A 17,499-nucleotide genomic window follows, 5' to 3' on the forward strand; every position below is an offset into this window, starting at 1 on the left:
TATTTTTAAAGTTCTCAGATTAAAAGTTACTTCCCGGTCACCACTTTTGGATAACGAATAATGCGGTCGCCCAGTTTGTATCCTTTTTCAACCACGTCAACAATCTTGCCTTTTAATTTATCTTTTGGGGCAGGAATTTGCGTGATAGCTTCATGGATCTCAGAGTCAAAAGTATCTCCCTCTTTTACCTCCATTTGCTCAAGCCCCTTAGCGCGTAAGGTCTCCCTGAATTTATTGTTAATAAGCTCTACGCCTTTCAATAATTCCTTGTCTTTTGCTTTATTGATCTCATTAAGGGCACGATCAAAATCATCAAGCACCGGCAACATTGCCACAATGACGTCCTGGCTGGCAGTCTTGAACAGCTCTATGCGCTCTTTACTGGTACGCCTCTTGTAATTTTCAAATTCAGCAAAGAGCCTCAGGAATTTATCTTTTTCCTTCTCAAGTTCATTTTTGAGGGTTTCTTTTTCTGAAACTTCCTCATCCTGAGTAGTGTCTTCCTGTGTATCGGCTTTTTCTATGGCTTCATCCAGTATGTCCTCTACCTGGTCTTTTATAACTTCTTCTTCTGAAATATTTTCCTCTTTATGTTCTTTCTCGCTCATGTGATACGTATTTTATTCCGTGACACAATTAGCAAAAGGTCTGCCAAGAAATTTGAAATGCCAAAATGTCACAGGAAAGTTTTAATATTCTTTTAGGATAAAGGCCCGGTAAAAAAACTAATTTTGCAGGTTAAACAATTAAATATCCAGATGAAAAAAAGATTTTTAAATTTCGTACTTGTTGCAGGAGTTGCCATGGGAACCGTGGCCTGTAAAAACAATAATGAAAATAAAGTTGAACCGGGTGAAGCCCAGGAAGCAGCTGTTGCAACAGAAGAAGCAATGACTTACGAGATAGATACTACTGCATCTACTATAGACTGGAGAGGTACAAAACCTACCGGTGAGCACGTGGGAACCATCAACATTGAAGACGGAACCCTCATGGCTACGACTGAAGAAATTACCAGCGGACGTGTTGTTATCGACATGAATTCTATCACCGTGACCGATGAAGGTATGGAAGAGAAAGACAAAAGAAGTCTTGAAGACCACCTTAAAGGAACTGTTGAAGGCAAAGAAACTGACTTTTTTAATGTGAATAAATACCCTACAGCTACTTTTGAAATTACCGGAGTGACCGAGGAAAACGGACAAAAAGTACTTCAGGGAAATCTTACCCTTAAAGAGGAAACTAAAAACATCCAGTTCCCCGTAAATACTGAAATTAATGGTGAAACAATTACTCTTAAGAGTGAGACTTTCATTATTGACAGAACTAATTGGGGAGTGAACTACGGTTCAAAATCTGTTTTTGATAACCTTGGAGACAAGTTTATTAGTGACGAAATGGAGCTAACAGTTAATGTTACCGCTCGCAAAACAAACTAAGATCCTCTTCAAATAGGAACTAAGAAAAGCCGGCTTCATTTAGCCGGCTTTTTTATTGATCAAATCTTTAATAGTAGGCCTTAAATTCACAAAGGAAAATTCAAAGCCTTTTTCCTGGATTTTTGAGCTGCTCACCAGCTGGCTCCCCAACACCACGCCAGACATTTCTCCCATCACTGCTTTTAATGCCAGCCCCGGGACTTTTGGAAGCCACAATTTCTTATCGAGAGCATTTGCTATTTCTTTTGTGAGCTCTTCATTGGTGGCAGGATTTGGCGCTACGCCGTTGTACACACCCTGTAAACCATTAGTGATTATAAAGAGGAAGATACTGGCGAGATCCTTTATGTGAATCCACGATTGCCACTGCTTCCCTGAACCCAAAGGTGCTCCCAGGTTCAACTTCACTGGCTTCATAATTTGAGGTAGTGCGCCGCCCTCGGCCGAGAGTACAATACCTATCCTCACTTTGGCAACCCGCAGGCTAAGATCCTGGAATTTATCAGCTGCTGCTTCCCATTGCTGCGTAACCTCTCCTAAAAAGTCATTGGCCACCACAGTATCCTTTTCCTCGTACATCTTGCTTCTTGAGCTAGGGTAGATACCAATAGCACTCGCAGAAACCAGCTGCCCTACCTGGTGAGAATTCTGTTCAAGGGTTTTATACAGTAGATTTAAAGAATCCAGCCTGCTGTTAAGAATTTTCTCCTTGTTAGATTTCGTCCAGGGTTGGAAGACACTTGCCCCGGCAAGATTGATAATTGCACCCACGCCATCCAGGCATTTGACATCTATTTCTCCGGTTGAGGGGTTCCAGTAGTAGCCACGATAGGCCTCACTCTTTTCAATTTTCCCCTTGCTCGTGGTTAGAAAATTGACATTGATGCCCTTTTCACGACACAATCGGGTAATTTCGGAACCTACCAGGCCGGTGGCTCCGGTAATAAGAATTCGCATTTTTATTTTGAATTTACGGCATTATCCTCAAACAGCCCCGCTGTTTATTAAAGGTTTAACAGCGCTATTTTTTGACAGCCCGTAGCATCTCCCGCTTTCCCGGTGGCCCATGTAAACGTGACACTTCAAAACCTGCCGCCTGCATAGCCCGTCGCACATCACCTTTGGCAGAGTAGGTTACCAATACACCGTTGGTATTCAAGGCTGCATACATGTTCCTGAATACCTCTTCACTCCATAGATCGGGCTGCACCCGCGGACCAAAGGCATCAAAAAAAATAAGATCAAATTCCTGTACTGCAGATATTTCACTAAAGAATTTCTTTTCCTTCTGAAGTCTGAAAAATGGCGAAATTTCAACAGATTTTTCCCAGGGAGTTTCATGCAGCTTTTTGAAAACTTCTGAAGCCACTTTCTCCCCTACAACTTCAGAATAATCTAATACCTGAAGTTCTTCTGCCTCCACGGGATATGCTTCAACGCCTGTATAATTTACGTGTATCCTATCTTTTTCAGCCTCAATTAAAGTGAGGAACGCGTTAAGGCCTGTTCCAAATCCTATTTCAAGAATTGAAAGTTGTGTGGGCTCATGGCTTGAAAGGTAGAATTGATAACCACTTTTGATAAAGACATGCAATGCCTCCTGCAAGGCACCGTGTTTGGAGTGGTAATGCTCGTTCCACTCGGGCAGAAAAATGGTGGAAGAACCATCCCCGGTTTTTATAATCTCACGTTTCAAGACCTAGTTTTTAATTTTAACTCCATCGGCAACAAATGAGAGTGTAAGCTCGGGAGTGGTTATAGCTTTGACTTCAGCAGGGGTTTTTCCTGCATCTTCAGCATAATGCTGCCGGTCTTCAACAGACATTTCAGTCACAAAGGCTTTTCCTTCCACTATTACTTCCTTATCCTCAATATCTTTAGGAACAAAAAAGGCATAATCTTTAAACTTCACCATAACTTCACGATCATCCTCCAGAGCTACTTTCATCCAGCAACCCTTGCTTTTACAAACCGAAGCCACATTTCCCCTAAAAACTACATTGACAGTATCGCCGGGTTTAAGGGTGTTATAGTGCTCCTGCATACGCTGTGCAGAAAGTGCCGAAACCAGCTCAAACTCCTCTCCTACAGAAACATAACCTCCCGCCTCACCTAATTTCTTTTCCTGTGCAAAACAGGATATTGTCATCATTAAAGAAGATAACAGCAGCAATAAATTAATTTTCTTCATTGTGTTCCTGTTAAAGGTTTGTAAATTTCAAATTAAAATAAAATTAGTTAAAACACATCTTTAGAACCTGTATTTATTTCGGTAAATTTGCTTCAAATAGATATCCATGAAAAATACACCTCTCGCAATCGATGTAATTGAAACTAAAACTTCAAATATCGATTCGGTTGATTTTGATAACCTGGTCTTCGGAAATGTATTTGCAGATCATATGATGGAATGCGATTATCACGACGGTCAATGGCAAAATCCCACGATAAAACCTTATGGTCCCATTCAGCTGGATCCTTCAGCTAAAGTCTTCCATTACGGGCAGGCTATTTTTGAGGGAATGAAAGCTTTTAAAGATGATGACGACCAGGTGTGGCTATTTCGTCCTGTCGCCAATATTGAGCGTTTTAATAAATCTTCGCAAAGACTTGCGATCCCAGAATTTCCACAAGATGTCTTTCTTGAAGGTCTTGAAGCCCTTCTAAATTTAGATCGTGACTGGATCAAAAAAGGCTTCGGAAATTCCCTTTATATAAGGCCTTTCGTAATTGCTACTGAAAAAGGGGTTTCGGCCTCTCCTTCAAAATCTTATAAATTCATGATCATCTGTTCTCCTGCCAAGGCTTATTACAGCGGCGAAGTAAGGGTGTTCTTTGCAGATAAATTTAGCCGTGCTGCCGATGGTGGTGTGGGGTATGCCAAAGCGGCCGGAAACTACGGAGCGCAATTTTACCCTACCAATCTTGCCAAAGAGGAAGGCTACCAGCAAATTGTGTGGACCGATGCCAATTCTCACGAATATTTGGAAGAAGCCGGTACCATGAACATTTTCTTTAGGGTTGGCGACAAACTTATCACGGCTCCTACCAGTGATCGTATCCTTGACGGGGTAACCCGAAAAAGCGTGCTCACCCTTGCCGAAGAGTTAGGAATTGAAGCAGAAGTAAGGCGTATCAAAGTTTCTGAAATTGTAGAAGCTGCCGAAAAAGGTGAACTCAAGGAGATCTTTGGATCGGGTACCGCTGCTACCATTAACCCCGTAAGAGGTTTTGGAAACAAAGGCAAAAAATATGAACTGCCACAATTGGAAGATTCTTATGCTTCACTTTTAAAACAGAAGTTAATGGAAATACAGTACAACAAAGCCGAAGATAAATTTGGCTGGAGGTATGCTGTCAAAAAGAATTAATTAAATACTACCGGAATCCGAAGCATCCTGTCATGCTCCGGTTTTCCTGAAGCATTGGCGCGGCTAAAGATCAAATAGCCGCGCTTTTCTTTTGTCTTAAATTCAAGCTGCCCACTAAACGGCACCCAATCTTTGGTCATCCAGTCTCCTTGTGCTTCAAGGTAACTTTCGGCCAGTACTTTCCCACTTTCGGTCACCAGCTTTACCGGCGCATTCGCTTCAAAAAACCAGGTGCCTTTTGCCCTGCCTTCTATTTGCAGCGGCGAAGTCACAGTAGCGTTTCTTTCGGGTACTTCAGGCTTAATTAAATTCCCAATCTCTTCGCGCTCCCGGTTGGGATCAATAAAATGTAAACTCTCTAAAATGGCATTTAAGGCTGCCCTTTTTTCTTCGGAAACCTTTCCGTAGAACTTCATGGCATCCCCTCCTAAAGGATCACATTGTTCCATAGTTATTTCTTCACCGGTGCTACTGCTGAAGCATTCTGCTCTAAAATCATTTACCTCATAAAAAATATAGATGGTTCCATACTCATTCCAGCCCGGCGGCGGCGAATTGAAGCTGACACCTATTGCCCACGGCTCACCATTTTCCAGCAAATAGGCGTAGGAATCGTTTTTATTGATGTTGAACGACAAAGGCAGGTTCCCTTCCCAATCTTTTAATGATTTACGCGGCCCACCAGGTGCATCAACACCAAAACCCTGCGGTAGCACGGTGATATAGGCCATAGAGGCATCATTATGAATGCCAAACGGCGGTTCCTTCTCAAGGTCGCCGGCGTAGAAATTAATTACAGGGGACTCCCCCGGAAGTTGCCCTTCAAAAACCTCAAATCCCTGCGGAATTTCTGCTGAAAAATGCCATTTTTGGGAGGTGTAGGTTTGCAGCTTCGGGTTTTGCTCCTCCTGTACAGTTTCCACTCCCAACGTTGGCGCCTGTGCCTCTTCACCTCCCCCGGAATTGCGACAGGACATAAAGACCAGGCTTATAAAAATGAAATATATTGCTCTCATCTTTATAAGATACTAAAATTTCAAAATATGGAAAAGCATGGCAGGTTACCTGTTGCCGGTTTACTTCTACCCTTTTAAATATTTACGATCTGCCTGATAAGTGAGAAAATCACTGTTCTCAGTCGGGTGTCAAAAATGGCATATTAGACCTACAATTTTACCTCAAAATTTTTTCAAAGTTCGGCCTGAAATAATTTGGTCCTTTGAGCACCTTCCCGTCTTCTCTGTAAATTGGTTTCCCATCTTCGCCAAGTTTGCTCATATTGCTGCGCTGTATCTCATCAAAAACTTCAGAAATTTTATGTTGCAGGCCGTGCTCTAAAATTGTACCGCACAAAATGTACAACATATCGCCCAGGGCATCTGCAATTTCGGGCAGGTCATCATTTTTTGCTGCTTCCAGGTATTCTTCATTCTCCTCCTTCATCAATTCGTACCGCAATTGTGTTTTTCCGTCTTCGAGCCTTGCTGTGGGCTGCTGTTTCACTCCCAAACCAAAAGCTTCATGAAACTCCTGTACTGCTTTTAAGCTTTTTTTCATCCTAATGCTTTAAATTCGCATAAAATTAGAAAAATTAAGGCCCTATGGAAATGTTTAGCACAGGACAATGGATTTTTGCCGCATTGTTCTTTGTGGCCTTTGTGGGAGTGATCATCTTCAGCTATCGAAAAGACATCAAACTGCACCGCAAATACTATAAAGGCACAATCTTCATCTTACTTGGGTTTATTGCTTTTATCCTGCTCCTGTTTGTTCTTAAAAGCTTTTTAAAAGGATAAAATTCAGCATAAAAAAACCGCCACTCTTTGCAGAATGGCGGCTTATATTAATTTGGTGCTCTAACTAGTTTTCCAGAGGAAGTACATCAAATTCTTCTGAATACTTAAGCATTTGCTCTTCAAAAGAAGTTGGCTGTACCACTTTAATAGCTGTAATCTCACCATTATCATCTGTCTCAGGAACAAGAATAGGATTCACAAATCCGCTATAAGCAGCAGATTTGAACTGTGCATTTCTTTCAAGAACTTCGGTGTGAATATCCTGATCTACTTTTACACCGTAGTTCTCTACAAGGTCTTTTGCCGCCTGGTAATCTCCTTCAGATTTAATTCTTTGGGTCTCTTTTAGCAGTTGACCGAAAAGATCACGAAGTGCAGCGTAGTCTGTAATATTGAAATAAGTTTTTCCATCTCTGGTTACCTTCTCAATAATACCTTTTTCCTGGCCTTTTTCAAACACCCATGCACTCACCCACTGGCGGTTTCTCATGTGTGCTTCTTCAATATCGGCTCCCGGCTCAAGACGGATAAGCTGCGTCATTAATCCGTTTCTAATGTACCCGTCGTAAGCAGCTTTCCCTACTTTTTCATAATCATCAACCAACCCGAGTTCTTCCAGTTTTGGATCCATAAGGTAGTAAAGACCTACAAGGTCGGCACGGCCTTCTTCCAAAGTAGAAGCATAACTTTTTAGGGTTTCTTTGGTTTCTCCAACTCCAGGATTAAGTTGCCCTGAAGCATGACCTACCACTTCGTGAAGTGCGGTATGAAGTTTATCGGCAAGTTGCCCGTATTCTTTTTCAAGAGTGATCTCTTCTTCATCATGAGCAAATTCTTCAAGCCTGCCAGTGCTGCCGGCATTGTTGTATGAGTTAATGATATTTCCAAGAGAGACAGATTTACTACCGTGCTCTTTTCTTATCCAGTTAGAGTTAGGAAGGTTTACACCAATAGGAGTAGCAGGCGAAGCATCTCCTGCCTCTCCTGCAACGATCACTGTTTTGTAAGTAACCCCTACCACAGAATCTTTCTTGTGCTCTTCCATCAAAGGTGCATTGTCTTCAAACCATTGCACGTTTTCTTCAAGCACCTGCATCTTCTTGCTCATATCAAAATCTTTGATCTGCACAATAGTTTCGTAAGAACCTGTGTAACCAAGCGGGTCGTTATAAACTTCGATAAAACTGTTGATGTAGTCAATATTTCCTTCGGTAGCTTCAACCCATGCGATATTGTAGTCATCCCAGGTTTGAAGATCTCCGGTGGTGTAATACTTTATTAACAGCCCAAGTGCATCTGCTTGCTGCTGATTTTCGGCAACTCCTTTTGCCTTTTCCAACCAGAAGATGATCTTGTCTATTGCAGGGCCATACATGCCGCCACTCTTGTAAACCTTTTCTACGATTTGCCCGTTTTCCTTTACGAGTTTTGAATTAAGACCAAACGCCAAAGGTCTGTTTGGGTTTGGGGATTTTTTGTTGGCATAGAACTGCTCAACATCTTTTGCAGTGATGCCTTCACCATAAAAGTTAACCGCAGAACCTTCAACCAAACCTTTAGATTCATCAAGGTTCACCTTTTTAGCGTCTTTATCATTAAAGATCACTTCATACGCCTCTCCTGTAAACTGAGTGTTGGTCTCGCTAAGAAGGGTATCAAAATATTCTTTGCTGAATTCAGGTTTCAGCTTGTCCATTGAGTAATGGTGGTGAATCCCATTAGAGAACCACACCCTCTTAAGGTAGGTTTCAAAATTCTTCCAGTCATCGGTAGTTTTGTCTCCTTCGTAGCTGGTGTAGATATTCTCAAGGGCTTCCCTAATTTTAAGGTTGTGTTTATAGTTCTGGTCCCAAATAATATCTCTCCCGCTAAGACCGGCCTGTACAAGGTAATACACCAGTTTTTGCTCCTTTAGGCTAAGATCTTCCCAGCCGGGAATCTGGTACCGCAAGATCTTGATATCTGCAAATTCATCTACCTGATAATCAAAATCGTCGGTTTGATCAACTTCTCCCATAGCTGCAGGATTTTCCATCTTGGAATCTGCGCAGGAAAAAAGAATTGTTGCCGCAAAAAACAGCATCAAATAAGCTTTAATTTTCATTTTTAAGAGTTTAATTATTAAAAGTGTCGGAGAAACTTTCAGGAAGGAAAGCAGTATAAATTTCCAACCTGCAGGACTTTCACCATTAGTTAACAAATGTAAGAATTAACATTTTCAAATTATTTATATTAGCATAGTAAATACTATAAACCCGCCTCACATCATGAAGATCTTAAAGTACCTTCTTTTCCTGCTGTTAATCCTCTTTATCGCAGGCTCCATATACATTGCCACTCAAGATGGCCAATACAAAGTTGAGACCAGCAAGCTCATTAATGCGCCTGCGCCAATGCTATTTCGAGAGGTTGCCGATTTTTCGAACTGGAAATCGTGGGAAGCCTGGACCCAAATTGAAGGAATGGACCTCAATGTTGCCGGAGCGACTTCTGAAAAAGACACAGTTATTTCATGGCAGGCAGAGGCCATAAGAGATGGAAGTATAGTAACGACAGCAGCAATCCCGTATTCAAATATTGAACAAATATTGAAGACACAAACCATAATTGGTGAAGCCGAAGGTAAAATCACCTGGACCTTCACTCCCGAAGACGAAGGCACACGGGTCACCTGGAAGCTGGAAGGCAATCAAAGCTTTAAGGAAAAACTGGCTTTTACCGTACAGGATGAAGAACTCGCTGAAGTTTTTCTTCCCATCTTTGAACAGAGTATTGAGAACCTGGAACAGCACGTCATTAGAAAGATGGAGGCCTATTCTATAAATGTAGATGGGGTGACCGAACATGGTGGAGGATATTATATGTACACCACTACCGCCTCACGCATGGGTGAGGTCAATACCCGTGCAGCCAGTATGATTGAACAGGTGAAACTGTACATGAACCAGAACAACATTTCAATAAGCGGGCAGCCTCTTATTATTTATAATCAGCGGGATGACCGCAATGGCACTACGATTTTTTCAGCCGGTGTTCCTACCCCAAACCAGGTGATTACTCCTGCCGGAAGTGAGATCCTTAATGGTTATCTCGAGCCTCAAAAAGTGGTTAAAACCACTCTTAATGGGCATCACAAGAATGCTTCCGAAGCCTGGGAACGCACTTACCGCTATATTGAAGAAAACGGTTTAATTGTAAATGCACAAGGTCAACCTTTTGAGATGCTGATTACCGACCCTACTAAAATTGACAATCCGGCGCTCTGGGTCACAGAAATTTATATTCCGGTAGAATAATGAAACAGGTGCTACTGGTTTTTCTTGGCGGGGGATTTGGCAGTGCCCTTCGATTTCTAATTTCAAAAAACCTCAACTCAGTTTCTTCCATCCCGCTGGGCACGCTGCTGGTTAATTTCTTCGGAAGTCTTTTGATAGGGTTCATATTAGGATTGGGAATGAAACAGGAGGCCATTTCCCCTAACACAACTTTGCTGCTCGCCACCGGATTTTGTGGCGGGTTCACCACCTTTTCGGCATTTAGCTTTGAAAACCAGGCTTTGCTGAAAGCAGGAGATTACATCAACTTTGGGATATATTCTGCCGGAAGTATCTTCCTGGGAATTGCTGCCGTTTTAATCGGAATCTGGTTATCTAAACTGAGCTAGTGCTTCCCGTACTTCTTCACCCCTACGGTTACAGGTATTCCCAGCTTGTTTTCGGCCGGCGGATTGGGGCAGGAATAGCCGCCGCTATAAGCACAATAAGGATTGTAAGCTTTATTGAAATCCAGCTGAACCACCTTGGTGGCGGGGATCGTTAAATCAAGATATCTTCCTCCTCCATAAGTAGTCACTCCGTTAGTAGGATCTGTAAAAGGCAAAAACAGGTAGTCTTTGTATTCTTCAGTTTGTGACAGTGTCAGGCTCTGGTAAACATTCAGTTTAAATTCTTTTCCTTTAAGAGTAAAATACAATTCGCCATACTTCACATACATCTTCTTTTTTTCAGAAGTAGTGGGCATAGCAAACGGAACTTCCTGAGGAGTTCTCAAAAATTCAGCTTCAATCCTGAAGTCAGGATCAAACGGAAAAAAATTCAGAGCTTCAAAACTTTCCCGATCCTTTTCTGACAAAGGAGAAGTGGCCGCATCTTTAAATTCTGAATTGATCTCTTCCTGAAATGCAATAAATGTAGAGTCCTGCTGCCCAATGACCACACCCGGGAACAACAGAAACAGGAAGATGCTTAAAAACCTCATTTTTGAGACTCTTCTTTAGAATCATAATATCTCGAGGCGCCCAGGTAATTTTCAATAATCTGGTTGTATTCCGGGGTTAAACGTAAACCCAAAGTTCCTTCAATGTTATATAATTCCTGCATGTCTTTATAACCGTGCTTCAGCATTTCTTCAAGGTAGAAGTAGGCTGTGGGGAAATCATTGTCTTGCGCACTTAGTGAAATAATATTTTTATAGGCACCAAAAGCTTTGGGATCAAAGATAGTCTGGATCATATTTGCTATAAGTTCACTCTCCAGGGGCACACGAGATTTACTCATGTCCTGGCGTTTAAGATGAATATATTCTTTTATAAAATCTTTTAACCGAAGTGCCATTTTTGCCTCCCCATGTTTTCTTTGTGCCAGAGAATCCAACTGATTTTTCTGGTAATTCCACCAGCCGAGATTTTCAAAATTTGCGGTGCGAATATCCTCTTCCAGGTAATAAACAAAATCATCCAGCAGTCTCGATTCTTTTTCAAGAATGCTTACTTGCTGGCGTTTTTGCTGGTCGTAATTCCGGGAACGCAACAACTGGTCCTGTTTTGACCTTATTTCTGCCATATTCACCAGCTTATCGTACTTTTCTTCCATCACCTCCAGAAGAACTTCGGCATTTATAAGTTGATTTTGGCTCATTAGCCTGTTTACGCGGGAAAGATCGTTACGGTACAACTGTTCAATGAGCTGATTGTCTAAAGGACGATTCCCTTCGCGCATAGCTTCAAGCGTAAGAGAGCCCACGGCACTGGAAATGATCTCTGGAACAGGCCAGTCTTCCCCTCCGGAATAAGTATAGATCTGTGTGGGAAACCTGAGTTGGGAAAGAGCAGCTGCAGTGCTATTCATTGCCCGACCCGAAAATTGTTCATCTCCTACTATTCCAATAAAGAGGAAATTCTTTTTATTATCGAGCAGGTTAAAATTCACCCAGTGGTCTCCAACTGCCACAACACCCAAAATATTATCAAAAATAAGAGGCAGCGAACTTGCCACCTTACCACCAGTCATAGAACCTGCAGCGGCTATTTGCCGGGAATCTAAAGGTAAAATATTCGCGACTCGTTGTAACAACCTCGCGGCAATAACGGCATTTTCCTTTAATTCATTTTGTTCACTTATATTATTTGAAGAGACAAGGATGTAACCCTGCTCCTCGGCAGTAGACTGGAATAATTGTGCAGCAGCCTTACCTCTGCCCTCTCCGTCAAACAAGAAAAGTACCGGCCATAATTTGTTATTTTGATAGGTGGTGGGAAGATAAAGGGCATAACTTTCCTGGAGGGTGTCAGAGACCTTGAAGTCATCTACGACAATTCCTTTTTTTATCATTAATTCCTGGGCGGAGAGCTGCAGGCTCAGGAACATAAAAAAGATAATTCTTTTCATGGAATTAAGGTAATAAAAATTCCAGCATCCACAGATGTATTTTCGGGTAAGGCATAAAAAAAGCCTTACTAAATAGTAAGGCTTAAGAATATAAATATCAAAAATTGAGACTAAGCTTGTCTCACGTTTACTGCATTTACACCTTTTCTACCTTCTTCAAGGTCGAAAGTTACTTCGTCATCCTGTCTGATCTCATCTACAAGACCATTAGCATGTACGAAATACTCATCATTTGATTCTTCGTCTTTAATAAATCCGTAACCTTTTGATTCATTAAAGAACTTAACTGTACCTTTATTCATTATATAAAATTAAATTGACTGCGAAGATACAACTATTAAATTGATAACCTACTATAAATCAATTTATTATTTTGAATAGCTTTTCTATTCCATAAAAGCAATATGAATCCCCTCTATCAGCATGTTAACGCCGATAATTGCAATTATAAGACCCATGATTTTCTCTACCACCACAATTTTGTTGGCTCCAATATAGCGCACAAGGTATTCACTTGAGAGAAATGCCAGGTGATTTAGCCACATTACCAGCGCAAACATCACCAGAATAATTCCTAATTGCAGGTAGGTGGCGGTAGTAGTAAAGTTCATTGCTGTAACAATAGTACCGGGACCGGCAAGGATAGGAATCCCAAGCGGCGAAATAGATATTTCTTCGTTGAAGTTTATTTCTGTCTGGTTGTCAATACTTGATACCTGCGCGCGAATCATTTCAAAACCTACAAAAAATACCAGGATGCCCCCGGTAATCTTAAAGGCAGGAATGGTAAGTCCAAAAAAATCAAAAATATATTTACCCAGAATTATAAATCCAGAGACAATAACAAAGGCTGTAAAAGTGGCCTTTTTGGAGATCTTCTTTTTTGTAGGCCTATCTGCCTGGCGGGTCAGGCTAAGGAATATAGGCACATTTCCTACAGGATTATTAATAGCAATAAACCCTGTAAACACCGCAATGGCAAATACCCAAATTCCTTCCATTTAATTCTTTTGGTGCTAAAGATTACACGCGGTAAAAGTATCTAAAATAAACTTCATGCAAAAACAACCTTCCATCCATATTTATTTTATTTCAGAATAAGTTTTGAGACTTCTTTAACGAAGGCACAGAAGCATTTTTTGTACATTTTCCAACCTGCGGAATGTGCAAAAATTTGAATAGCATGAAAAGTTATAATGAAAAAAGGGATTTCAGCAAGACTGGTGAGCCGCGGGATGTACCATCCAAAAAGAAAAATAAGCAACCCATATTCGTAATTCAGAAGCACGATGCCACGAACCTTCATTATGACTTCAGGCTGGAGATTGACAATACCCTTAAGTCATGGTCGGTACCCAAAGGTCCCAGCACAGATCCTTCAATAAAGAGAATGGCGATCCCTACCGAAGATCATCCAATTGCTTATGCCGATTTTGAAGGAGTAATTCCAAAGGGAGAATATGGCGGGGGTACAGTAATGATTTGGGACACCGGCACCATTGAGAGCAATAAAAAAAATGAAGATGGTAAGCTTATTTCCCTGGAAGAAAGCTTTGATGCAGGCAGTATTGAAGTCACCCTTCACGGAAAAAAGCTTAAAGGCGGCTATAATCTTGTGGAAATGAAAGGCGGAAAGATGAAGGGAAACTGGCTGCTTATGAAGCAGGATGATGCTGAAGCCGATGCCCGCCGCAACCCTGTAAGTACTCAGTCTAAAAGCGTCACTTCAGGAAGGACACTGAATCAAATAGCACAAGAAGAATCTAAAAATCTGTAGTGAATGACAGTTGCCGGGGTAGAGATTTCTAATTATGACAAGATCATTTTTCCGAAGAAAAAGATCAGCAAGGGAGACATGGTGAAATATTATGAAAAAATTGCCCCTCTCATGCTTCCTTTTCTAAAGGACAGGCCGCTTACCCTGCACCGATTTCCAAACGGAATTAACAACAACGGTTTCTATCAAAAAAGCATTTCAGATTATTTTCCCGATTTTATAAAGACTGTAGAAATTGAAACCGAAGAAGGATCAAACACACAAATTCTTTGCAATGACACCAAAACGCTTGTGTACATAGCCAACCAGGGTACCGTGGCATTTCATATATGGTTGAGCAAAAAAGACAAATTACGGCAGCCTGATAAAATCATCTTTGATCTGGATCCTTCCGATGATGATTTTGAAAAAATAAAGAAAGGGGCTAAGGCACTGCGAGAAATACTGAAAGAGAAAGACATAGATCCTTCCCTTATGACCAGCGGGAAAAGCGGCTTACATTTATACTACAAAATAAGAAGAGGAAAAGATTTTGACCAGGTAAAAGCAACAGCCCGCGAAATAGCAGAAGAAGCAGAACAGCGCCATCCAGAATTATTCACTACGGAAATAAGAAAAGAAAAGCGCGGATCAAAAATTTTTGTAGATTATCTGCGGAATGCATACGCCCAAACAGCTGTATGCCCTTATTCCTTAAGAGCCACTGAAGATGCAGGCGTTGCGACACCAATTGAATGGCGGGAGCTCTCAAAGATTAAAAGTGCTGCGGAATATACCATTGATAATATATTAAAAAGAACCGGACAACTAAACCAAAATAAAAATTAAGATTAAACAATTATGAAAGACATTAGCCCCGAAGAGGCAAATCGCGCTCTTAATGAACAGGCAGAGAAGGTAGAACAAAAGGACCTTAAAAAGGTACTTGCAAAAGAGCAAAAAATTGAAGACAAATTCCGTAACAATGAATCGATGAGCGGATACCTGGCCAAGGCAAAAAGTATGTTTAGCCTTGTTCGGGATTACTGGAATGGCAATTACAGGGAAGTGCCCTGGAAAACTATTGCTGCAGTTGTGGGAGCTTTGCTCTACGTACTTATGCCCCTGGACCTCATCCCCGATTTTATTCCCGTCGCCGGTTTTCTTGATGACGCAGGAGTAATTGCGGCCTGCCTTGCACTGGTAAGTGATGATCTCGTGAACTACGAGAAGTGGAAACTTCACCAGGACAATTCCGCCAGTAACATTGAAGATGAATCTCCAGCCTAATACCTTGCTTTGTGAATAAAGACAAAATGAGCGTATGCCTTTGTATAAAAAGGCTATGGAGATCCTTGATATTGTGGAGAGGATCATGCAACTGGTACCTGAAGAAAATGAATTTGCTGCTTCAGTTGCCAGGAATATGTATACTGATGCCCTTCAGCTTGCACCCAAAATAGCCGGAGCAGAAGGTGTCGACCTCTATGACATAAAGATGGAGAATGCCGCAGTGATTCGCAAGTGCGCCCGCGAAATCTCTGTAGGTTGCAACGGATTTTTAATAGAAGGTTTTAAAGAGGTGGAATATCTTGATCTTTTGAAGGCCGAGGTTGAAGAATTCCGCGTGCTCTTCGCAGAATGGGTGAAGAATTTTGACCAGTGGAACTACATAATTGATCGCTGGGGATTATTTAATCCTCCGGGAGTGAATTATGATGATGTAGATCCAGATGACAACATTCCTTTTGATAATCCATTTGACGGGGAGGACTAGTTTTCTAGTTTACTTCTGAATAAAAACGATTTTCGAAAAGGGGTCTCAAAAATGCCATTTTTGAGACCCCTTTCCAAAACAATGATATCAGGTAAATTACTACTTCTCCTAAAGTTTATCTTGTTATATATCTGCCTACAGAAGTAGGGTCTGGAGGACTGGAATATTGTCTACTCCAGACCTGAAAGGTTCTAGGAACTTGTGATCTTTCTCTTTCTACTATATAACCTACACGGTCAAAAAAGACCTTGCAGGCTTGGCTGGAATAAGGGAAGTCAGTTATCGTAAACCCATGATATAAAAAACCTAACAGGTCTCTAAGACCTATTAGGTTTCGTAGAAAAACAACCTCTCACGAAAAAACCTCACAGGTTTTAAAAACCTGTGAGGTTTGAAAATAGCTTGAGGTAATCCTAAATTTACTTTAGAAGATAACACTTTATACCTCAGAATACCTTCTCCTCGTACATAGGCATAATTCCCAAAATCTGTTGCCAACGCAGATCAGCATATTTTTCGATGGAAGGCTAGTATATATCTCAGTTAAAATAAGGTGTTTAATTTCTACTGCTTTGAGAAACCGATTAAAAATTTTTCACGATTTCCTAAAGTAGAATAGTAAAAAATTAAAAACCTATTCGATTTTCAGTAAACAGTAGGGATGGGCACCAATAAGAACATAACTGAGGTAACTAAGTTGGCTCCCTTTGAATATCATTTATGATACTACTGATGATATCAAAAATCATCTTAAAACTATCAAAATTCACTGTTCGATGTGATTCAGTTTGATCATAAATGTTTTGAGCAAAATCTTTTTTGGAAAGAGCTAAACTATTCTCGTTCTCATCTATGACGTTGTTATCTATAATACCCTCTGTAGTACTCAACTTTTTCTGACTTAAGGTACATCTTATACCTGCTATCTCTTTATGTTTTCCAGTTACACCATCAAATTCTGAAGCTAAGTATAGTCGACGATCATCTTTATTCTTCAGTTTTAAATCTGAGTCTTTATAATAATGTTCAATACAATTTTTTGATGTTTTTCTATGTGAAGGTTTAGGTAAATAAAAAGTGTAGACACTTTTTTCAAACTTATTATACTTCCTTGCAGTAACGGGTGCAAATTCTCCAATCTTTTGAAGATTATCCGAGTCAAATATTGCAATTATTGGCTTTTTGGACTTAGAAATTAAGTGCCCCTCTAGAAGTCCCTTTAACTTGGAGTCTCCAATCACATAATTATGCTCATATTCAACAATTTCAATCATAGAATTAAGATTAGAGTAATGGAGATTAATTACACTTAACGAATTAAGAGCGGCTTTTAAATGCATCCAATCCGTATTACCTTCTGTGAAGATCTGAATCTTTTCTCCTTGATATGAAAGATAATTTTGAAGACTTCTACCGGTAGTAAGTTTCTGAAATTTAGTAAGTAAAGATTTGAAAAGAGGATCATCTTTTCCTCGTATATCCGAAATAAATAAGAGTTTCCCTTCTAGTATTCTTCTAAAAAGCTCTTTATTATTTTTTCCTTTATGTCTTACTGAATGACTTTTAAAATGTTCTTTGGCAGCATCTTCCAAACCATAAACCTCCCAAGCATGAAGCATAGCTCTAACTTTTCGTAGAAAGATCCTTTTCACGTTAACTTTCTCATTCACAGTTAGCCCCGTAACATATTGTTG

At 40.6% G+C, this 17,499-nt stretch carries 21 protein-coding genes; 9 read left to right on the forward strand and 12 right to left on the reverse strand.

Features of this window, described 5'->3' with window-relative positions; translation table 11 throughout:
- Window positions 1-26 precede the first annotated feature (26 nt).
- Complete coding sequence (locus ACQ93I_RS15025; protein ID WP_431699227.1) at window positions 27-608, reverse strand: nucleotide exchange factor GrpE; 582 nt, start codon at window positions 606-608, stop codon at window positions 27-29.
- A gap of 150 nt (window positions 609-758) precedes the next feature.
- On the opposite strand from ACQ93I_RS15025, the gene ACQ93I_RS15030 reads away from it, so the two are divergent.
- Entirely contained in the window at window positions 759-1,439 is a 681-nt protein-coding gene (locus ACQ93I_RS15030) for a YceI family protein (RefSeq protein ID WP_431699228.1), read from the forward strand.
- A gap of 39 nt (window positions 1,440-1,478) precedes the next feature.
- On the opposite strand, the gene ACQ93I_RS15035 is transcribed toward ACQ93I_RS15030, so the two are convergent.
- The 3 genes from ACQ93I_RS15035 to ACQ93I_RS15045 all read right to left on the reverse strand — a co-directional run bounded on the left by ACQ93I_RS15035 (window position 1,479) and on the right by ACQ93I_RS15045 (window position 3,630).
- A complete protein-coding gene (locus tag ACQ93I_RS15035) occupies window positions 1,479-2,396 on the reverse strand; it encodes a TIGR01777 family oxidoreductase (RefSeq protein ID WP_431699229.1) in 918 nt (305 codons plus the stop codon).
- A gap of 64 nt (window positions 2,397-2,460) precedes the next feature.
- Window positions 2,461-3,135 carry a tRNA (5-methylaminomethyl-2-thiouridine)(34)-methyltransferase MnmD gene (gene mnmD, locus ACQ93I_RS15040; RefSeq protein ID WP_431699230.1) on the reverse strand — a complete coding sequence of 225 codons (675 nt, stop codon included), beginning with the start codon at window positions 3,133-3,135 and terminating at the stop codon, window positions 2,461-2,463.
- Window positions 3,136-3,138: 3 nt separating this feature from the next.
- On the reverse strand, window positions 3,139-3,630 hold the full coding sequence (locus tag ACQ93I_RS15045; protein ID WP_431699232.1) for a DUF4920 domain-containing protein: 492 nt from the start codon (window positions 3,628-3,630) through the stop codon (window positions 3,139-3,141).
- A 106-nt stretch (window positions 3,631-3,736) separates the two neighbouring features.
- Between ACQ93I_RS15045 and ACQ93I_RS15050 the strand changes: the two genes are divergently transcribed.
- Window positions 3,737-4,810, forward strand: coding sequence for a branched-chain amino acid aminotransferase (locus ACQ93I_RS15050; RefSeq protein WP_431699233.1), 1,074 nt, complete (start codon window positions 3,737-3,739; stop codon window positions 4,808-4,810).
- On the opposite strand, the gene ACQ93I_RS15055 is transcribed toward ACQ93I_RS15050, so the two are convergent.
- Together ACQ93I_RS15055 and ACQ93I_RS15060 are read right to left on the reverse strand one after the other, a co-directional pair.
- Window positions 4,807-5,826 (reverse strand): Gmad2 immunoglobulin-like domain-containing protein, encoded by a 1,020-nt coding sequence (locus tag ACQ93I_RS15055; protein WP_431699234.1) that lies wholly within the window; start codon window positions 5,824-5,826, stop codon window positions 4,807-4,809. The genes ACQ93I_RS15050 and ACQ93I_RS15055 overlap by 4 nt on opposite strands.
- Before the next feature lie 157 nt (window positions 5,827-5,983).
- Window positions 5,984-6,367, reverse strand: coding sequence for a hypothetical protein (locus tag ACQ93I_RS15060; protein ID WP_431699235.1), 384 nt, complete (start codon window positions 6,365-6,367; stop codon window positions 5,984-5,986).
- A 50-nt stretch (window positions 6,368-6,417) separates the two neighbouring features.
- Here ACQ93I_RS15060 and ACQ93I_RS15065 point away from each other — a divergent pair, with 50 nt between their 5' ends.
- Entirely contained in the window at window positions 6,418-6,606 is a 189-nt protein-coding gene (locus tag ACQ93I_RS15065; protein ID WP_266070770.1) for a hypothetical protein, read from the forward strand.
- 64 nt (window positions 6,607-6,670) lie between these two features.
- Here ACQ93I_RS15065 and ACQ93I_RS15070 read toward each other — a convergent pair whose 3' ends face one another.
- Window positions 6,671-8,710, reverse strand: a complete 2,040-nt coding sequence (locus ACQ93I_RS15070) for a dipeptidyl-peptidase 3 family protein (RefSeq protein WP_431699236.1) — start codon at window positions 8,708-8,710, stop codon at window positions 6,671-6,673.
- 163 nt (window positions 8,711-8,873) lie between these two features.
- On the opposite strand from ACQ93I_RS15070, the gene ACQ93I_RS15075 reads away from it, so the two are divergent.
- Both ACQ93I_RS15075 and crcB read left to right on the forward strand, forming a co-directional pair.
- Window positions 8,874-9,902, forward strand: coding sequence for an SRPBCC family protein (locus ACQ93I_RS15075; protein WP_431699237.1), 1,029 nt, complete (start codon window positions 8,874-8,876; stop codon window positions 9,900-9,902).
- Window positions 9,902-10,270 carry a fluoride efflux transporter CrcB gene (gene crcB / locus ACQ93I_RS15080; protein ID WP_266070738.1) on the forward strand — a complete coding sequence of 123 codons (369 nt, stop codon included), beginning with the start codon at window positions 9,902-9,904 and terminating at the stop codon, window positions 10,268-10,270. Before ACQ93I_RS15075 ends, crcB begins: the two co-directional genes overlap by 1 nt.
- On the opposite strand, the gene ACQ93I_RS15085 is transcribed toward crcB, so the two are convergent.
- The 4 genes from ACQ93I_RS15085 to ACQ93I_RS15100 all read right to left on the reverse strand — a co-directional run bounded on the left by ACQ93I_RS15085 (window position 10,267) and on the right by ACQ93I_RS15100 (window position 13,273).
- Complete coding sequence (locus ACQ93I_RS15085) at window positions 10,267-10,863, reverse strand: DUF1684 domain-containing protein (RefSeq protein ID WP_431699238.1); 597 nt, start codon at window positions 10,861-10,863, stop codon at window positions 10,267-10,269. The two genes, crcB and ACQ93I_RS15085, sit on opposite strands and share 4 nt — an antisense overlap.
- Window positions 10,860-12,272 carry a hypothetical protein gene (locus tag ACQ93I_RS15090; RefSeq protein ID WP_431699239.1) on the reverse strand — a complete coding sequence of 471 codons (1,413 nt, stop codon included), beginning with the start codon at window positions 12,270-12,272 and terminating at the stop codon, window positions 10,860-10,862. Before ACQ93I_RS15090 ends, ACQ93I_RS15085 begins: the two co-directional genes overlap by 4 nt.
- Window positions 12,273-12,382: 110 nt before the next feature.
- On the reverse strand, window positions 12,383-12,574 hold the full coding sequence (locus ACQ93I_RS15095; RefSeq protein WP_029035283.1) for a cold-shock protein: 192 nt from the start codon (window positions 12,572-12,574) through the stop codon (window positions 12,383-12,385).
- An 84-nt stretch (window positions 12,575-12,658) separates the two neighbouring features.
- Complete coding sequence (locus ACQ93I_RS15100; RefSeq protein WP_266070741.1) at window positions 12,659-13,273, reverse strand: MarC family protein; 615 nt, start codon at window positions 13,271-13,273, stop codon at window positions 12,659-12,661.
- 182 nt (window positions 13,274-13,455) lie between these two features.
- Here ACQ93I_RS15100 and ACQ93I_RS15105 point away from each other — a divergent pair, with 182 nt between their 5' ends.
- From ACQ93I_RS15105 to ACQ93I_RS15120, 4 genes are read left to right on the forward strand one after another with little or no spacing between them, the layout of a single operon-like run.
- Complete coding sequence (locus tag ACQ93I_RS15105) at window positions 13,456-14,049, forward strand: DNA polymerase ligase N-terminal domain-containing protein (protein ID WP_431699240.1); 594 nt, start codon at window positions 13,456-13,458, stop codon at window positions 14,047-14,049.
- Between the two features lie 3 nt (window positions 14,050-14,052).
- Window positions 14,053-14,877, forward strand: coding sequence for a non-homologous end-joining DNA ligase (gene ligD, locus ACQ93I_RS15110; protein WP_431699241.1), 825 nt, complete (start codon window positions 14,053-14,055; stop codon window positions 14,875-14,877).
- Window positions 14,878-14,889: 12 nt separating this feature from the next.
- Window positions 14,890-15,318 (forward strand): YkvA family protein, encoded by a 429-nt coding sequence (locus tag ACQ93I_RS15115; protein WP_431699242.1) that lies wholly within the window; start codon window positions 14,890-14,892, stop codon window positions 15,316-15,318.
- A 34-nt stretch (window positions 15,319-15,352) separates the two neighbouring features.
- Window positions 15,353-15,805: a hypothetical protein gene (locus ACQ93I_RS15120; protein ID WP_431699243.1), complete on the forward strand. Its 453-nt coding sequence runs from the start codon at window positions 15,353-15,355 to the stop codon at window positions 15,803-15,805.
- A gap of 692 nt (window positions 15,806-16,497) precedes the next feature.
- Here the strand turns inward: ACQ93I_RS15120 and ACQ93I_RS15125 are convergent.
- The gene (locus ACQ93I_RS15125) at window positions 16,498-17,424 is read right to left on the reverse strand and encodes a hypothetical protein (RefSeq protein WP_431699244.1); all 927 of its coding nucleotides are present in this window, start codon (window positions 17,422-17,424) and stop codon (window positions 16,498-16,500) included.
- Window positions 17,425-17,499 lie beyond the last annotated feature (75 nt).

It is taken from the genome of Salinimicrobium sp. WS361 (assembly GCF_050750585.1).
GTDB lineage: Bacteria > Bacteroidota > Bacteroidia > Flavobacteriales > Flavobacteriaceae > Salinimicrobium.

What these genes read in the sequence shown, in the direction of transcription:
- ACQ93I_RS15090 (WP_431699239.1), bottom strand. Translation starts at nt 12,272, where the DNA reads ATGAAAAGAATTATCTTTTTTATGTTCCTGAGCCTGCAGCTCTCCGCC.
- ACQ93I_RS15035 (WP_431699229.1), bottom strand. Translation starts at nt 2,396, where the DNA reads ATGCGAATTCTTATTACCGGAGCCACCGGCCTGGTAGGTTCCGAAATT.
- ACQ93I_RS15075 (WP_431699237.1), top strand. Translation starts at nt 8,874, where the DNA reads ATGAAGATCTTAAAGTACCTTCTTTTCCTGCTGTTAATCCTCTTTATC.
- ACQ93I_RS15115 (WP_431699242.1), top strand. Translation starts at nt 14,890, where the DNA reads ATGAAAGACATTAGCCCCGAAGAGGCAAATCGCGCTCTTAATGAACAG.
- ACQ93I_RS15095 (WP_029035283.1), bottom strand. Translation starts at nt 12,574, where the DNA reads ATGAATAAAGGTACAGTTAAGTTCTTTAATGAATCAAAAGGTTACGGA.
- ACQ93I_RS15105 (WP_431699240.1), top strand. Translation starts at nt 13,456, where the DNA reads ATGAAAAGTTATAATGAAAAAAGGGATTTCAGCAAGACTGGTGAGCCG.
- ACQ93I_RS15060 (WP_431699235.1), bottom strand. Translation starts at nt 6,367, where the DNA reads ATGAAAAAAAGCTTAAAAGCAGTACAGGAGTTTCATGAAGCTTTTGGT.
- ACQ93I_RS15025 (WP_431699227.1), bottom strand. Translation starts at nt 608, where the DNA reads ATGAGCGAGAAAGAACATAAAGAGGAAAATATTTCAGAAGAAGAAGTT.
- ACQ93I_RS15030 (WP_431699228.1), top strand. Translation starts at nt 759, where the DNA reads ATGAAAAAAAGATTTTTAAATTTCGTACTTGTTGCAGGAGTTGCCATG.
- ACQ93I_RS15065 (WP_266070770.1), top strand. Translation starts at nt 6,418, where the DNA reads ATGTTTAGCACAGGACAATGGATTTTTGCCGCATTGTTCTTTGTGGCC.
- ACQ93I_RS15120 (WP_431699243.1), top strand. Translation starts at nt 15,353, where the DNA reads ATGCCTTTGTATAAAAAGGCTATGGAGATCCTTGATATTGTGGAGAGG.
- ACQ93I_RS15055 (WP_431699234.1), bottom strand. Translation starts at nt 5,826, where the DNA reads ATGAGAGCAATATATTTCATTTTTATAAGCCTGGTCTTTATGTCCTGT.
- crcB (WP_266070738.1), top strand. Translation starts at nt 9,902, where the DNA reads ATGAAACAGGTGCTACTGGTTTTTCTTGGCGGGGGATTTGGCAGTGCC.
- ACQ93I_RS15100 (WP_266070741.1), bottom strand. Translation starts at nt 13,273, where the DNA reads ATGGAAGGAATTTGGGTATTTGCCATTGCGGTGTTTACAGGGTTTATT.
- ACQ93I_RS15085 (WP_431699238.1), bottom strand. Translation starts at nt 10,863, where the DNA reads ATGAGGTTTTTAAGCATCTTCCTGTTTCTGTTGTTCCCGGGTGTGGTC.
- ligD (WP_431699241.1), top strand. Translation starts at nt 14,053, where the DNA reads ATGACAGTTGCCGGGGTAGAGATTTCTAATTATGACAAGATCATTTTT.
- ACQ93I_RS15045 (WP_431699232.1), bottom strand. Translation starts at nt 3,630, where the DNA reads ATGAAGAAAATTAATTTATTGCTGCTGTTATCTTCTTTAATGATGACA.
- ACQ93I_RS15050 (WP_431699233.1), top strand. Translation starts at nt 3,737, where the DNA reads ATGAAAAATACACCTCTCGCAATCGATGTAATTGAAACTAAAACTTCA.
- ACQ93I_RS15125 (WP_431699244.1), bottom strand. Translation starts at nt 17,424, where the DNA reads ATGCTTCATGCTTGGGAGGTTTATGGTTTGGAAGATGCTGCCAAAGAA.
- ACQ93I_RS15070 (WP_431699236.1), bottom strand. Translation starts at nt 8,710, where the DNA reads ATGAAAATTAAAGCTTATTTGATGCTGTTTTTTGCGGCAACAATTCTT.